The organism is Methylomonas sp. ZR1, assembly GCF_013141865.1.
GTDB lineage: Bacteria > Pseudomonadota > Gammaproteobacteria > Methylococcales > Methylomonadaceae > Methylomonas.
Genome location: NZ_RCST01000001.1, coordinates 4,434,486 through 4,451,267, shown reverse-complemented (window position 1 = coordinate 4,451,267; position 16,782 = coordinate 4,434,486). Strand labels below are relative to the sequence as shown.

The 16,782-nt window shown below is 54.1% G+C and carries 11 protein-coding genes; 5 read left to right on the top strand and 6 right to left on the bottom strand.

From position 1 onward, the window contains the following. The first annotated feature begins 23 nt into the window (after positions 1 to 23). Entirely contained in the window at positions 24 to 4,835 is a 4,812-nt protein-coding gene (locus DDY07_RS20225) for an alpha-2-macroglobulin family protein (protein WP_253734559.1), read from the top strand. Between the two features lie 446 nt (positions 4,836 to 5,281). Here DDY07_RS20225 and DDY07_RS20220 read toward each other — a convergent pair whose 3' ends face one another. The 6 genes from DDY07_RS20220 to DDY07_RS20195 form a co-directional block, all read right to left on the bottom strand. Then, positions 5,282 to 5,995 (bottom strand): DUF3240 family protein, encoded by a 714-nt coding sequence (locus tag DDY07_RS20220; protein ID WP_171697204.1) that lies wholly within the window; start codon positions 5,993 to 5,995, stop codon positions 5,282 to 5,284. Between the two features lie 98 nt (positions 5,996 to 6,093). Further along, positions 6,094 to 6,399, bottom strand: a complete 306-nt coding sequence (locus tag DDY07_RS20215) for a DUF3240 family protein (RefSeq protein WP_033156867.1) — start codon at positions 6,397 to 6,399, stop codon at positions 6,094 to 6,096. After that, on the bottom strand, positions 6,399 to 9,458 hold the full coding sequence (locus tag DDY07_RS20210; protein WP_171697203.1) for an efflux RND transporter permease subunit: 3,060 nt from the start codon (positions 9,456 to 9,458) through the stop codon (positions 6,399 to 6,401). Before DDY07_RS20210 ends, DDY07_RS20215 begins: the two co-directional genes overlap by 1 nt. Further along, entirely contained in the window at positions 9,458 to 10,549 is a 1,092-nt protein-coding gene (locus DDY07_RS20205; RefSeq protein ID WP_171697202.1) for an efflux RND transporter periplasmic adaptor subunit, read from the bottom strand. Before DDY07_RS20205 ends, DDY07_RS20210 begins: the two co-directional genes overlap by 1 nt. Next, positions 10,546 to 11,856 carry a TolC family protein gene (locus DDY07_RS20200; protein WP_171697201.1) on the bottom strand — a complete coding sequence of 437 codons (1,311 nt, stop codon included), beginning with the start codon at positions 11,854 to 11,856 and terminating at the stop codon, positions 10,546 to 10,548. Before DDY07_RS20200 ends, DDY07_RS20205 begins: the two co-directional genes overlap by 4 nt. A 127-nt stretch (positions 11,857 to 11,983) precedes the next feature. Further along, on the bottom strand, positions 11,984 to 12,349 hold the full coding sequence (locus DDY07_RS20195; protein ID WP_171697200.1) for a hypothetical protein: 366 nt from the start codon (positions 12,347 to 12,349) through the stop codon (positions 11,984 to 11,986). Between the two features lie 170 nt (positions 12,350 to 12,519). Between DDY07_RS20195 and DDY07_RS20190 the strand changes: the two genes are divergently transcribed. The 4 genes from DDY07_RS20190 to DDY07_RS20175 all read left to right on the top strand — a co-directional run bounded on the left by DDY07_RS20190 (position 12,520) and on the right by DDY07_RS20175 (position 16,773). Continuing rightward, positions 12,520 to 13,491 carry a Tim44 domain-containing protein gene (locus DDY07_RS20190; RefSeq protein WP_171697199.1) on the top strand — a complete coding sequence of 324 codons (972 nt, stop codon included), beginning with the start codon at positions 12,520 to 12,522 and terminating at the stop codon, positions 13,489 to 13,491. Positions 13,492 to 13,497: 6 nt separating this feature from the next. Then, positions 13,498 to 14,115, top strand: a complete 618-nt coding sequence (locus DDY07_RS20185; RefSeq protein ID WP_171697198.1) for a class I SAM-dependent methyltransferase — start codon at positions 13,498 to 13,500, stop codon at positions 14,113 to 14,115. Between the two features lie 99 nt (positions 14,116 to 14,214). Further along, positions 14,215 to 16,203 carry a TonB-dependent siderophore receptor gene (locus tag DDY07_RS20180; RefSeq protein WP_171697197.1) on the top strand — a complete coding sequence of 663 codons (1,989 nt, stop codon included), beginning with the start codon at positions 14,215 to 14,217 and terminating at the stop codon, positions 16,201 to 16,203. 27 nt (positions 16,204 to 16,230) lie between these two features. Continuing rightward, positions 16,231 to 16,773, top strand: coding sequence for a YfiR family protein (locus DDY07_RS20175; protein ID WP_171697196.1), 543 nt, complete (start codon positions 16,231 to 16,233; stop codon positions 16,771 to 16,773). Positions 16,774 to 16,782: the final 9 nt, after the last annotated feature.

The window sequence follows — 16,782 nt, the reverse complement described above, 5'->3', positions numbered from 1 at the left end:
GCTATCTACTTCTGCTAGCTTCATTGCTGAGTCCAACATGTGCCTTGGCCGGCAGCCCATTCTATTTAACCGCCGAACGCAGCTTCTCCAACACCGAAGCCCCCAATATCCGCCTGGATTACACCCTCACCGACCAGCCCATGCTGATCCGAGTGCTGAAAGCCAACAACCTGGAAACCTTCCTGGACGGCCAGTTCAACGTCAGCCGTAGTTACGAACAGCCGGTCAGCGAGCTGAATCCCGGCCATTATTTCGCGAAGGGCCTGAACAATGCGCAATCGCCGTTCAAGTTGTTGCGCAGGATGCTGGATGTCGAGTTTCGTAAATCCTTAAAGGGAACCAATTTCAGCGGCTCGGTGCTGACCGTGACCGAAAAACCGCTGGTGTCTGTGCCGCAGCAGGTATTGGTGGCGCCGCCGAAGGGTTTTACGGTGGTGAAGGAAAGCTATCTGGATCTACTGCGCAACGGTCAGCAAACCCATGATTTGGGTTGGTGGTTTAACGAAGACACCTGGAGCGAGCATCGTTATAAAGTTCGGCAAATTGCGCTTGATCCGTTGCCGGACGGCATTTATTTGCTACAAGCGGTGCAAGGCAAGAACGAAGCGCAGTGCTTGATTCAGGTCAGCAGCCTGGCGGTGCAGGTCAAGCAATCCAGCGAGCAGTTGCTGGTGCGGGCGATGAACCGCGATTTGCAACCGCTGGCTGGAGCCAAAGTCAGTTATCGCGATGGCCGTGGCCATTGGCAAACCTTGCCGGCCAGCACCAATGCCGCCGGCGAACTGAGCTTTAATAATCCCGACGGCGTGCTGGACGGCAAATTGCTGGTGAGGGTAGACGCGCCAGCCGCCAAACCCGGCGAAGCGGCGCGCACCGCGCTGACCGCCACCGACTTCTTGCCGACGCAAGCCAAGGACGACGCGGTATTCGTGATGACCGACCGGCCGATATTCAAACCGGGCGAGACTTTTTTCTACAAAGGCATCGTCCGCAATTTGCAGGACGGCCAGTTGCGGATTCCGGCTTTTCAATCCAAGCAAACCGATGTGTCGTTGATTCGCGCCGACGGCAACGCCACCGGTTTGCAAGGCCAAACTCAGCTTACCGATTTTGGCTCGTTTTCCGGCAGTTTCGATCTCGATCCCAGCCAGACGCCAGGCTTGTATCGCTTACTGGCCGAGATAGATCACAAAGCCTACGGCGGCGAATTTCGGGTGCGCGATTACATTAAACCGACGTTTTATCTGGAATGGCTGGATCGGAGTCCGGTGGTGCAAGCAGGTCAACCGTTTAAACTAAAATTCCGCGCCAAACGCTACAGCGGCGGCGTGCCGCAGAACGTCAAATTCGAAGTGTTTCTGTACCGGAAAAAATTTGAAGCCCCGCAATTTGTCACGGAAGCCGGCGCGGGCTTAGCCGCCGGCAACGACTATTTCGGCCAGGTTAAATCCGCCGCGCCATTAACTCAGCCGCAACGCTTGTACAGCTCCATCGAAGAACGCCAGGCGGTCGATGCCAGCAACCCTTGGGAAACCGCCGCCAAGCTGGACGAAAGCGGCGACGGCAGTTTTGAATTTACCGTGCCGGCCTCAGACAAAGAAACGCCGGATCAGGAATGGATTTATTCCCTGATGGTGCGCGCTCAGGACGCGGCGGGTGGCAATGCGATTTTGACCGACAGCATTTACGCCACCTTGTCCGAGGCGCAACCGGCCGTGCGTTTTAACAAAACCGTGGCGGCGGTTGGCGATCAAGATTTGCAATTGCTGTTGCAATCCAGCTATGCCGACGGCAAACCGGCTGCTAAAGCCGGCGGGGTGGTCGATGTGATGTTGGAGCAGCCCGGCAGCGGCAAGCGCAGCCTGGTGAAACTGGATTTTGCTACCGACGAGCGCGGTCAGCAAAAACTCACCATCCCGGCTCTGAAGGAATTCGGCCGGCTCACCGCCGTGGCTCGCTTGGAAAGCCTGGATGGCCGTAACTTGAACCATCCGGCCAGTTCTCAACCCAGCACCTTAATCGTGGCCGGCAGCGGCGGCGAAGCGGTGGCTGATAATCCGGAATTGGAACTGTACACACCCACCACCATCCTCAGCCCTGGCGAGCAAGCCAAGGTGTTTGCCTTATTACCCAAGGCCTGGGGCAATAACGAGAGCGGCGCGATTTGGGAAACCGTGGCCGGCGCGCGTTTGTTCGATAGCCGCAGCGCTCAGGCTCAAGGTCGCAGCCGCTGGTTTGAAGTGACCGCCAAACCCGAATACGGCACCGGCTTTTACCACACCGTGACGGTGCCGGTGGCCGGCGGCAAATACAAGGAACAGACGCTGGGTTTTAGAATCGTGCCGTGGGAAAAGCGTCTGCAGATTGCCATTGAGCCGGAAAAAGCCGAAACCGAGCCGCTAAAACCCACCAAAATCAAACTGCAAGTCAAACGCGCCGATGGCAGCCCGGCAGCGAACACCGAAATCGCCGTGTCCATCGTCGACCGCGCCGTGTACGCTGTGCAAGCCGAATTCCGTCCCGGCATTTTCGATTTTTTCTATCCGCTGCAACGCAGCAATTTAGCGACTTTCTATTCCGACGATCTGCAAGGCTACGGTTACGCCGACTTGCTGCGTAAACCCAATTTCTCGCTCAGCGCCTTGAAAAGCCAAAGCAAGTTGGCGAAAAAAGCCATGCGCGACACGGCCGGCTGGTTTCCGCATGTGGTTACCGACGCCAAAGGCAATGCCACTATCGACGTCGATATGCCGGCCAACGTCACCGAATGGCTGGTGACAGCGGTCGCCAGCGACAAGGATGGCCGTATCGGCGAAACCACCGGCCAATTCCGCAGCGTCACCGATGTGGCAGTGGACATGGTTGGGCCACAATTTTTGCGGCAGGGCGACGAAGTGGACGTAGCGGTGAAACTGACCAATCACTTGGCCCAGCCGGTGAAACTTGCCGGCAGCATCAGCCTGCCGGACACCCTGCCTTTGCAAAGCGGCGAACCAGAACCGCAAGCTGAACTGGCGGCCAAAGCCGAGCAACTATGGCCGTTGCGCTTGAGCGCCAACGACCGGCAAGGTGCGCCGGCATTGAAGGTGGCATTGACTGCGCCAGCTGGGGTGCGGGTAGGTGGTGCCGAGGAATTTGAGATTCCCTTAAAAGCCGCCGCGCTGCCGCAGGTGTTTAGCAGCGTGCAACAGGACAATCTGCTGCGAGTCGATTTACCGGCGCAATCTCAGCCACGGCAAGTAACGGTGCGAGTCAATTCCGGCCTGCTGGGGGCCGCGCTGCAAGCGGCGGCCATGCTGGTGCAATATCCTTACGGCTGCACCGAGCAGCTGGCGCACAGCACCGTGCCGAACCTGGTATTGCTGGATTTGATCGAGCGCGCCGGTCTGAAACCCGAGCAATTGGGACCGCTGGAAAAGACTTTGCAACGTGCCAAACAGAATGCGGCATTGGGTGTGCGCAAATTGATTCAAAATCAAAAATCCGACGGCGGTTTTGCCTTGTGGTCCAGCGACAGCGAAGCCACCGTGCCGGTGACTTTGATCGCATTACAAGCCTTGAAATATGCCAACGAACTGCAACTGGAGGGGGTGAATAACGCCTACTACAAAGGCATGGAATGGCTGAATCTGCACGGCGAAGGCAATACCCTACTGGATGGGTTTGTGTTGAGCGGTTTCGCGACGGTGGGTTATGCCTACAACGCGCCTTGGCAACAGCAAGCCGATTTTGTCGAAAAAGTCCTGTCTAATGCGCACGCTGGGGCCGGCGACTTGGTCGCTGCGTTGCGTACGGTCAAGGCCTACGAAAATCAAAACTGGCACAGTTTTAATCAACAGTTCAAAGACCGGCCGCAGCTGAAAAACGACTTGGTCAAACGCTTACAAATTGCGTTGGATGCCATTGAGCCGGCCAGTTATCAGCAGCAGCGCGGCGAGTTGTATAACAGCTTGGGTTTTGGTTTTGGGCTGCCCAGTCTGGTGGCGTCTGGCTTAGGTACGTTAAACGATGTGCAGGCCTTGCCGCCGGCACTGGAAGCCAAGCTGAAACGCCTACTGCTGCAAACCCAGCAAAACGACTATTGGCAATCCACTTACGACACCGCGCAGGTGATTTTCAACAGCCGCGAATTGTTGTCTAAGGAAGCGGCTGCAGCGGCCAAACAGAGCGCCCGCAGTATTTCGGTCAGCAGTAAAGACGGTTTTGCCTTGGGTGCCTTGCAGCGCATACCCGGCGGCTATCTGGGCAACTTCAACCGCTTTGGCGACACGCCCGATCTCAGCGAAATCCGGCTCGCCGAGCTGAATGCGGACGAGGTCGCCAGCGCCACTGTCGCTGTTGAAGTGCCCTATCCAGCCGTCGCCGCCCGCGCCGCCGGTCTGGAGGTGCAGCGCAACTTCCGCCGCATCACCGCCAAAGGCAGCGAGTTTATCGACATGAGCCAGGCCTTGAAACCCGGCGATGTGGTGGTCAGCGAAGTGCGCGTCAAACGCAGCGCCGATGCCGGTCGGCCAGCGCCTGGTAGCGAATTTGTGGTCATCGAAGACGGTATCCCCAGCTTGGCGGAAGGCCAGGAAAACGATGAAACCTATTTAGCCGACGCCAAAATCCAGCCCAAAGATGACAGCTATTGGGCCAGTATCAAGGAAACCCAACGCTACCCGGACCGCATCGTCCGCGTCGCCAAACTGCAAGCCGGCGGCGAATTGACCTTGTATCAGGTTTGGCGCGTCGCCAGAGCCGGTAGTGCGTCGATCCCCCCTGCTAGCGGGTTTGATATGTATAACGAGGCGGTGCAAGGGAATAGTTTGGCGGGGAGGGTGAGTGTTCAGTAGTCTCGTTCGGCGGAACGGCTTTGGTTTTGCGCGTTAAGGTTACGGGTTGGGCGCCCCCAAAGCTTAACTGCGTCCTCGTCGTTGCTGTACGCAAATATACCGGTACGGCACGGATAATCTGAAAAAGTGGAATTGCCTTAAAAAACTTAACTATATCACCCAAAGAAAATTGAAAATCTCTTTTCAGTTCTTCCTAAAAAAGGTAGATATTCATGAATTCCAAATACAAAAAAAGCGCCGCTTAGGCGCTGCCTTTGCCATTGCGAGCATCGCGTCAACAGGGCTGGCCTCTACTAGAGTTTAGGTCAGCGCTACCGGTATCAATGATAGCGGTAACGTGGTCGGTTATTAGACAATTCGCAGCAATTACAGGCATGGCTTCAGACCATTCGCTTAATACTTACACCATACTCGACCATCCTAGCGCTTGCTTGCATTATTAAGCGCTAAATTTCGCCTTTCTCGACCACCGGCATGATCCAGTAATGGATACCGGATCCGGCAAATTCGGACTTCAATTTTTCCAGCAAGGCGGAAATAGCCATTTTCTCGGCGTAAATCTGAAAGCGCGCTGTTTGCTGATCGGCATCGTCGGCTTCGGTGAGAAATTTGGTGATCTTATGCTCACCGGTATCGCTATGAAGCAGCTCTTCCTCAAAACTGGTCAGGCACTCCATCATCGGCCCCTCCATGACAGGCGGCACGATAAATGAAATGGAGAACTGTTGATGATGCACGGTTCGAAAAAAATCATCTTCACTGTTAAAACGATCAGACGCATTTTTGATCACTTGCAGATACTTACCGCGCCTGCGATCACACTTGCGCTTTTCGATAATATCCGCAGACACAGGCGTCTGATTTTGGCGAGGGTCGTTGTACCAACTACGGTGGTAATAAGGCCTAACCACCACCATTCTGCCGTTAAACCGCCGATTTTTTAAACCTTTAACAACTCTTTGCACGGAAAGCTCAGAATCCAGCGTTACCACACCGTGATATTCGATAGTGCCTATGCGGGTATCCTGTAAGGCCAGAATCTGCACATCGACTATACGGCCGGATTTTCTGAACAAGCCGCGTTTCAAAGCAGGGGCCACAAATTCGGAAATTTCAGTATGCCTGGTATTAGCAGGAATGCGACGCAAAAAGATATTCATAGGGCTATGTGTGGCAAGGAAAATAGCTCATTCAAAAATGTTTAACCGCTGTTCGTCCGAACTGTAGCATCCCCAGTCGCTTTCTGCATGCTTTATGCTTAGATGATGCCTTGTTCGATAGCCGGTACCAGCCAATAATGCAGGCCGGAACCGGTAAAATCCGCCTTTAGCTTAGTCAATAATGCAGAAATGTTTTGTCTTTCGACATACATTTGAAAACGAATTTTGCGTTGATGTCCGGCAACCTGCTCTGCCAGCGACAAACCCTGCTGATTGTGATCGTGAACATTGGCCGGAAAACTGGTGAAACCCTGCGACCATTCCAATGACAGCAAACAATCGACCAGTGCCTCCTCCAAGCTGGGAGGCGCATTGACAGTTAATAAAAACGCTTCGTGACTCATCAGCAACGCTCCGGGTGGCGGCCAAACAGTTGGTAAAGTATCGGCAGCAAAATCAGTGTTAACAAGGTTGATGACAATAGACCGCCGGTAACCACAATAGCCAATGGCCGTTGAATTTCCGAGCCGGGGCCCGACGCAAACAATAACGGAATCAAGCCGAAGGCGGCGATGCTGGCCGTCATCAGTACCGGCCGCAACCGCCGCCCGGAACCGATAATCACCACCCGTGACAATTCCATACCGGTTGCGCACAGCTGATTAAAATAGCTGACCATCACCACCCCATTCAATACCGCAATGCCGAGCAGGGCGATGAAACCCACCGAAGCCGGCACCGACAGATATTCACCGGACAACCACAGCGCGAACACCCCACCTATCATGGCCAGCGGGATATTGGACAGCACCAGCACCGCCTGCCGCACCGAGCCGAAGGTGGAAAACAGCAACAAAAATATCAAACCTAAAGATAATGGAATCACTAGAGAAAGACGCGCGGAAGCGCGTTGTTGATTTTCAAACTGACCGCCGAACGCCACATGAAAACCGCTGGGTAATTGAACACGCTCGGCCACCGCCTTGCGCGCCTCGTCAACAAAACCAACCAAATCGCGGCCCTCAACATTACAGCGGATCACCACGAAACGCTGGCCTTTTTCCCGGTCTATAGACACCACGCCTTCCACCGCTTGAATTTTCGCCACTGCGGTAATCGGCACATGCTCGCCATTCGGCAAACTGATTTGTAAATTCTCGAAGTTGGCGGTGTTACTGTCGCCGCGCAGCAGCAGAGGCGTACGTTTCACCCCCTCTTGGACAATACCCAGTTGCACGCCTTCAATCTGCGCGCGCAACATATCTTCGATGCTATTACTATCCAACCCGAACCGGCCGACCGCTTCTCGATCAATGCTCAACTGCAGAAACTGCATGCCTTCATTTTTACGGGTAAACACATCACTGGCACCGGGGATGGTCTTCAGCACCGCTTCGATTTGCTCGGCTTTATGATTTAAAGTATCCAGCTCAGCGCCGAATAATTTGATCGCCACGTCACCGCGCGTTCCCGTCAACATCTCCGAAACCCGCATCTCGATGGGCTGAGTAAAACCAAAGGCTATGCCCGGGGTGTGGTCCATAATCTTGCGAATCTCCTCGATCAGCGCTTCCTTGGTTTCCATCCGCCATTCCGCTTTAGGCTTCAGGATCAAAAACGTGTCGGTATCGTTCAAGCTCATCGGGTCCAGGCCCAATTCGTCGGTACCCACCCTGGACACCACGGTCTGCACTTCCGGGATATGCTCGAGGATGTTTTTCTGCACACGGCCGTCCAAGGCCACCGAATCCAGCAAGGTAATCGACGGCAATTTTTCCAACTGCACGATGATGTCACCTTCGTCCATCGTCGGCATAAAAGTGCTGCCGATCTGGGTAAACACCAATACGCTTGCCGCCAACATCGCACCGGCGCCGATAAAAACTTTTGTGCTATTAGCCAGACACCAGGCCAGAATAGGCTGATACCACTGCAACAGTTTGCGCGGCAACCAAGGCTCCTCATGCGACACCTGTTTCAGCAACAGCGATGCCAGTACCGGAATCACCGTCAATGACAAAATCAAGGAGCCCGTTAATGCAAACACGATAGTCATCGCCACCGGCCCGAACAACTTGCCTTCCAGCCCTTGCAAGGTCAGCAGCGGTAAGAACACGATGACAATGATCAAGATGCCCGACGTCACCGGCACCGCTACTTCGCGGGTAGCGCGATAAATTAGATGCAGCCGCGGTAACCTCTCGGCCTTTTGATGATCGGCCAGTTGCGTAATCACGTTTTCCACGACCACCACCGCACCATCCACCAACATCCCGATAGCGATAGCCAGACCGCCCAGACTCATCAAGTTGGCGGACATACCGAAAGCGTGCATCAGGATGAAGGTCACCAGCGCCGCCAACGGCAAAGCCAATGCGACGGTCAAAGCCGCGCGCAAATCGCCTAAAAACAGAATCAGCAGCACCACTACCAAAACAATGGCTTCCAGCAGGGCTTTGGAAACGGTGTTCACCGCCTTGCCCACCAACACCCCCCGGTTGTAGAACACATTCAGGCGCACGCCTTCCGGCAAGCTTGGTTGCAATTCCGCCATCTTACTTTCCAGTTGCTCGATAGTTTGCCGAGCATTGGCGCCGCGCAAACTGAGCACAACCGCTGTCACGGCTTCGCCGTCACCGTCCTTGCTGACCGCGCCATAACGTGTCAACGCGCCGATTCTGACCTCGGCTATATCGTCCACTCGCGTCGGCAGGCCCTCGTGCTGCGCCACTACAATGGCTTTCACATCCTGCTCGTTCTTGATCCGGCCTTCGGCGCGCACAATCAACGCTTCCTCGCCTTCGCTCAACCGACCGGCACCGTCGTTGCGGTTATTATTTTGCAAAGCCGCTTTTAATTGCTCTGTATCGATATTGCGAGACGCCATGCGGATATTGTCGGGCACCACTTCAAAGCTGCGCACCAGTCCGCCCAGCGCATTCACATCCGCCACGCCGCTGACGGTACGCAGAGCAGGGCGGATGGTCCAATCCAGTAATTCTCGCCGTTGCATCAGCGTTAAATCGCCACCCTCGATGGCGAACATGAACATCTCCCCCAGCGGCGTGGTCATCGGCGCGATACCGCCCTGCACACCCTCCGGCAAACTACTCCACAAAGCGTTCAACCGTTCCGCGACTTGTTGCCTGGCCCAATAAATATCGGTGCCTTCTTCAAAGTCCAGCGTAATATCGGTAATGGCATATTTAGCCAGCGAGCGCAGCATGGTTTGATGCGGAATGCCCAGTAACTCAACTTCAATCGGCGCGGTAATTCTGGCTTCCACTTCTTCCGGCGTCATGCCGTTGGCCTTGACGATGATCTTGACCTGCGTCGGCGATACCTCGGGAAAGGCATCGATAGGAATGTGTTTAACGGCATAATAGCCGCCGCCCACCAGCAACAATACGCCGAGTAAAATCAGTAGCCGCTGGGTCAACGCAAAGCGAATTAACCCCGCCATTACTCGTCGCCTCCCAAACCTAACCAATTGGCTTTCAAGGCCACCGCGCCTTTTATGGCGATTTGCTCGTTGCCGGACAACGGTCCGCTAATCAAGGAATTGGATTCTTGTTTACCGGTAATAGTCACTTCGGTCACCACAAAACCGTCTTGATTGCGCACAAACACATAGGCGTGCCCTTCGTTCTGCGCAATGGCGGTATTGGGTACGACGAAGCCGGTCTCTGCGCTATTTTGCATGATCTGCACATTGACGTTCTGTCCCACGCGCAAGCCCTCGGCTTTGCCGTCAATCACCGCCCTGGCCAATACCGTCTGATTGTCGCGGTTGACGCTTTGGCCCAGCAGACTAATTTTGGCAGTGGTCTCGCTGCCTTTCAGCCGCACCGAATCGCCTAACCTGATGCCGCTCAAGCGCTCCTGCGGAATATTGATTTCCAGCCACAGTTCAGACAAATCGGCAATCCGATACAGCGGTGCCTGCACATCCAAGCGGGCGCCCAAATTGGCCACACGCTCCAATACCACCCCATCGATGGGTGCGCGAATAGTCAAACGGTTGTCCAGCTTATGGCTTTGCCCCAAACTTTTAATCTCGGCGGCCGACATGCCGGCCAACAATAACAACTGCCGGGCCTCGTCGGCCTTGGCCGATTTGCTGCTGTGCAGCATTTGGGTTTCCTGCCAGCGCCGCTGCGCAATTACACCTTCCTGCAATAATTTTTGATCGCGGTTGCGCTCTTGGCCGGATAAATTCAGTTCGCCGACAGCGGTTAAAAATGCTTGTTGTAATCCGACGAGTTCCGGGCTGTTCAACTGCGCCAATAGCTGGCCTTTATGGATCTTGTCGCCGATATTGACCGGCAATTGGGTAACCAGACCGGGCTGGCTGCTACTGATCAACACTTCCCGATCAGCCGGCACCACCACTTTGCCCGGCGCGTAAAACAACGGAATCTGCTGGCTAGCGGTAAGCGGCGCGACTTTTATATCCAAATTGTCGATCTGCTGCTGGGTAATTTTGATCTGGGTATCTTGAGCAAACGCGCTTAAGGCCTGTGTCAAAAACAGGCCGAAGATTAACCGCCTCATGGCTGTATGCCTACCGCTTGATTGTAGAAAGCGATGTTGCGCTGTAATTTAACCTCCTGCAATTTGGCGTTGCGAATCGCTTCCAGACTACGGGCCTGGATTTTTAAGAGGTCTAACAGGTTAATTTCGCCGGCCGAGAAGCTGATTTCGGTCATTTTTAGATGGGTTTCGGCGATTTGTTTCAGCTCGTTGGCGATTGCCAGCTCGGCTCGCGTTACTTCCAGAGCATGCTCGGCTTCGTGCAGATTTTTCTCCAATTGCCGGTAAAGATGCTCGCGTTGGGCTTTGGCATTGTTCAGTTCCAGATTAACTTTGGCGATTTCCGGCGCGTTATAGGCCTCGCCGCCGAATAGCATCACCACACCGACACCGACACTCTCAATGTCTTGCCCGCTGCGGCCATCCCGCTGGCTTTTCGCACCTACACTGAGCTTCGGTTGATTGATGGGATCAGTGGTTTTGGTCCATTCAATTTCCGCCTGTTTCCGGTCAATAATGGCGTTGATAGCTTCCAGCATCGGATGGTTGCCGCTCACCGAGGTAATATCGCTTAGTTTTTCCTGATAATTGCCCGGCACCCGCGACAAGGTAGTCAAGCTGGCATAGGCTTTACGGCTATGCATCACTTCCGCTTCGGCTTGGGTGACCAACCCCCGGTTTTGCAGATATTCACCCTTGGCCAGCAACAAATCCGCACGTGGCAAATCGCCCAATTCCACCCGGCGCTCGACTTTCTTCATCAATTGCTCGGAAATCGACAAGGCATTTTGCGCTTGTTGCAAACCGATATTGGCGATTTCCATATTCCACAAAGCGTCTCTGATCAAGCGCGTGACTTCCAGCTTAACCGCCGCCGACTGCTTTTGCGCGGCGACGCCGGCCCGTTCCGCTACCGCCTGACCGGCATCGCGTTGCCCCCATTTCCAGGTAGTGATTTCGACTTGAGCAGAGGCTTCGCGCGAACCCAGGTCGTCGGCAATTCGGTCATCCATGTAATTCAATCCAACAGCCGTAGAGCCGGCCACCCAAGCGTCACTGCGTTCGGCTAAGGCATTGGCTTCCTGGGCCAAGGCTTCGCCGACCAGGCGATCCGGATATTTTTCCACGGTTATTTCGACTAATTGCGACAAACTTAGCGACGGATCGGTTTCGATAGGATCCATGTGTTCGACAATCAAATTCTCCGAAAACATTTCGCCGCGAGTCGCCGCCAAACTCTCTCCGACAGGATTCATTTCGGCCAGGCAAGGCGCCGTAACCAGCAGTAATACAGGTAAACCGCATTTTAGATAACGGTATCCATTCATGGAGCACTCCAAAGCAGTAATTGAATAGAACTAGCAGCCAAACGCCTAACGGGCTGTTGGCCAATTTTTGGGACGAGGGGCTGCCAGGTGTTGACCAAGCCTGCTGCGACAGCGAAGCCAGCCCCTTTCAGAGCGGCGGCGCGCGGGATGGATTGTGACTAAGTACGGGGTCGGGCGCGAACAGCGGTATGTGCGGAGAAAACTTAACGGCTTGGATTTGCCGCGTAACCGCCAAATCGGCAACCACGCTGACCAGCAGGTAGAAAACCGGCGCCAGCCTGTCCAGCCATTGCTGCTGTTTAATCGCAGAGCCCAGATTGACAATGCTATTTTGGGTTTGCAGGTCGTGCTCGACAGCCATCAAGGCGGGGTCGCCATCATGATCGATATGCAGCACTTCGAATTCGTGCAAATGCAGGCCGCCCTGCATGGCATCTCTACCGATATGGGCATGCACCAGCGGCGCTGCCACTTGCAAAAGCAGCAAAAACATAACTAGAAATTGACGCAAATATGCAACCATTTATGTTTTCAGAATGTCTGTGGGGTGTCGTTAATCAGTAGACGGCGGTTGTATAGGACCATGCGAAAGGCTATTCTACTTGAATTACGCGATTTTACCCCGAATATCGGCATACATTTATTCACTTTAGGCAAACACCTATGAACAGAAAGATCGGTACCTTGGCAACATTATTCATTGCGCTGGCCTTACTGCTAGGCAGTGTCCAGGAAGCGCAGGCTAAACGCATGGGCGGCGGCAAGTCTTTCGGTAGCAAGCCGAGCTACAGCACACCGTTTCAACGTTCTACCTCTCCCAGTGGAGCCAGCAGCCAGCCGACCCGTTCGGCCAGCCAGCAACAAGCGGCTGCACAAAATCAAACAGCCAGACAAAACTGGGCTGGTCGCGGCGGCCTGATGGGCATGCTGGGCGGCTTGGCTTTAGGCGGATTATTGGGCTCATTGTTCTTCGGCGGCGCATTCGAAAACATCAATCTGATGGACATGCTGCTGTTTGCCGGCGTCGCTTATCTGCTGTATCGCTTGTTTGCGGCCAGATCACGTCAGCAACCCGCCGCGCCGGCCGGTTATGGGCCCGCGCACTCGCAACCAGCGGAATCGCAAAATTATTATCGCGAGAACCAGCAACCGGCAGCCGGCGGCTCGGGTTTCGATACCGATGTGCTGTTCAAAAAAGGCAGAACAGCAGGATCAAGCAACAATGACTATCAACAAGCGGCCAGTTTCGATGCAAACAAGCTGCCGGCGGGATTCGATCAGCGCGCCTTTTTAAGCGGTGCTGAAAGTGCCTACCGCTACCTGCAAGCAGCTTGGGATAGACGCGACTTGGCGGAAATCCGCGGCTTAACTACCGACAAGGTATTTGTCGAAATTCAAGAGCAACTACGTGCATCGAATGATATTAATAAAACCGATGTACTCAAACTGAGCGCCGAATTAATTGATGTCCGCGAAGCCGGCACCGAACTCGAAGCGGTGGTCTTGTTCGACGCGCTGATCAGCGAAGACGGTGGCAAGGCAGAAGCCATTAAAGAAGTATGGCATTTCGTCAAACCCATCAACAGCAATCAAACCCGCTGGTTCCTGGACGGCATTCAGCAATTTGCAGAATAATCCGGCATGACGGCGGACAGCACAAAAGTCAGACAGCGCTACGATAGGCTTGCGCCTTATTTCGATGGCCTGGAAGGCTTTCTGGAAGGCTTGCTGTTCCGCCGTTTACGTAAAAAGCTCTGGTCGCAAGCTAGCGGCGCCCACATTTTGGAAGTTGGGGTAGGAACGGGGAAAAACTTCCCGTTCTATCCTGATGACGCCCGAATTACCGCTATCGATTTCAGCCCGAACATGCTGGAAATGGCCCGCCGCAAACAACAGCGTAAACAGATTGCGGTTGATCTGGCTTTGATGGACGTGCAAGCGCTGGATTATGCCGATAACAGTTTTGACACGGTCATCGCCAGTTTTGTGTTTTGTTCGGTACCGAAACCCAGAAAAGGCCTGAAAGAGCTCTATCGCGTTTGCAAACCCGGCGGTCAAGTGCTGCTGTTGGAACACGTTTTAAGTTCCAACAAAGCTTTGGCGATGATGATGAATTTGTTCAACCCGCTGATTTTGAATGCTTTTGGCGCCAATATTAACCGACAGACGTTAAAAAGCGTGCAAGCTTGCCCGTTCCAAAAAATATTCGTCGATCCCGCCAGCAGCGACATGATCAAACTGATCCGCGCCATCAAATAAACCCTTCGTCGCAGCGCCGTTAATTGGGGCTGTTTTTACTATTCAATCGCCGGCGTCTACAATGCGCGCGTGCTTAATCGGGCGTAATAGACGGAAGTTATGGCAAACAAGTTAAAATTGACGGGCAACACTCAGCGCTTGACGCTTATCTGTATTGCACTGCAAGCAGCCGCCCCAGCCGGGGCGGACGACACCCTATCCCATTTAAAGGCCTTATCTCTCCAAGAGCTGAGTGCGACCACCGTTTCCATCGCCTCGAAAAATCAACAACCTATCAGCGAAACCCCATCGGCGGTATTCGTCATCAGCCACGAAGAAATCAGGCGTTCCGGGATGCAGTCCATTCCGGAACTGCTGCGCAAAGTGCCCGGCCTGGAAGTCGCGCGGGTGGATGGCAATCAATGGGCGATCAGTAGCCGCGGCTTTAACGGGATAAATGCCAACAAGCTGTTGGTGATGATGGACGGCCGCACCGTTTACGACCCACTGAACTCCGGCGTTTACTGGAACGAGCAAGACTACCCGCTGGAAGACATCGACCGCATCGAGGTGATTCGCGGCCCCGGCGCAACGCTGTGGGGCTCCAACGCCGTCAATGGCGTCATCAACATCGTTACTCGTTCCGCCCAGGAATCACAAGGCGTATTGCTGTCAGGCGGCACCAGCAAGGAAGAACCCGGATTCGGCACCTTTCGTTATGGCGGCCAACTCAGTCCGGATTTTAATTATCGCGTCTACGGCAAATACAATCATCGCGAGGATTTTCATTTCGGTAACGGCGAAAAAGCCAACGACAGCCTGGATATGGGCCGCGCGGGTTTTCGCAGCGATTGGACCCCGGACGCCCGCAAAAACCTGATCGTGCAGGGCGATTATTTCAATGGCGACATGCAGCAATCGCTGAATAGCCTCGACCCGGCATCGCCCATTAGCCCCGACAGCACCAAAAAATATGGCGGTAACCTGCTGTTACGTTGGCAACAAACCCTGGAAAACGATAGCCGCCTACAAATCCGCAGTTATTTCGATCATGCCGTCCGCAACCAAAGCCGACTGGATTATCGGCGCAGCACTTTCGACCTGGATTTACAGCATGATTTCAATTGGCACGCTCATCACGTAACATGGGGAGCAGGTTATCGCTTCAATAGCGATCAACTTCAGCAAAAACAGGTGCTACTTCACTTCGATCCGTCCGAACGCGATGTGCACTTGTTCAACGTCTTTGCTCAGGACGAATGGCGATTTCTGGCAGACGAACTGCGTTTGATATACGGCAGTAAAGTCGAGCATAACGATTTTACCGGTTTTGAGATCCAGCCTTCCGCTCGGCTGTTGTGGGTGCCCAATCAACAACACAGCCTGTGGGGCGCGGTGTCCAGAGCAGTTCGCGTACCGGCCAGGGCCGACCACGACGTCAATGTCTTATTCAACGTAGGCCCCGGAACCACAGCCAACGTCTTGGGCGACGATAATTTCGACTCGGAGAGCGCAATCACTTACGAATTGGGCTACCGCTTTTTCCCCAACGACATCTTTAACCTGGATACAACGCTGTTTTATAGCGATTACGGCCGACTAAGCACCACAGAACCGCAAACACCGCTGGTAAACGGCGATAACATCACTATCCCGTTTCTGATTGCCAACAAGGCAAAAGGTGAAGCCTACGGCTGGGAAACCGCATTGAATTGGCGGATGTCCGAACGCTGGCGCGTGCAAGGTAGTTACAGTCTGTTTGCAATTGCCTTGCACCAGCGCGACGGCAGCCTGGATAGCGCAGCAACAGTTGCTGAAGGCAATAGCGCCCGCAACCGTTTCAACCTCAGTTCCTACTTCAATCTGCCGTATCAATTGGAATTTGATGCGCATTGGTATTACACCGACCACCTAATCAATCAGGTGCCGGCCTATCATCGGCTGGATCTGCGCCTGGGCTGGCAGCCGAATCTGCATTTTGAATTGGCTGTCGGCGCGCAGAATTTGCTGGACAACCGGCACCTGGAATTCAGCCCAAATATAGATAACGCGGTGATCAGTAGCGAATTCGAACGCAATTATTACCTTAAAGCCACGGTACGCTACTAGATGCGGCGTCCAAGCCTACACAGCGTTTTGACAAGCAGCGGCGTCGTTGCGCGGCGGTGCCTGTTAATGCTGCTGTTGGCCTGTTTACCGCCGCTGCAATCATCGGGCACAGCGGGTGAACCGCGCTTTAACGAGACGGAACTTAAAGCGGCGTACTTATATAACTTTGCCTATTTCGTTACTTGGCCGACCACCCACAAGGAATTTTTGTTTTGCAGTTACGCCAATTCGCCGGTCACTGGCGTACTGGCCAAGCTGATCGAAGGTGAGCGGGTAAACGATCTACCGATGCAGATGGTTATCGACCCAATACCCGAACAATTGCACGAATGCCAGGTGATTTATATTCCGGCACAGCAGGAAAGAATTCTCGCGGCGACCCTGGAGTTTGTCAGGCCGTTTCCGGTGTTGACGGTCAGCGATATTACCGATTTCGAACACCGGGGCGGCATGATCCGACTGGCTAACGACGGCCTCCGTGTTCAACCGGTCATACAACTGAAAAATGTAACGCGAACAGGTTTGACGATTAGTTCCAAGCTATTGCGCAGTTCGCGACTGATTGAGTAGTTGCCGGCA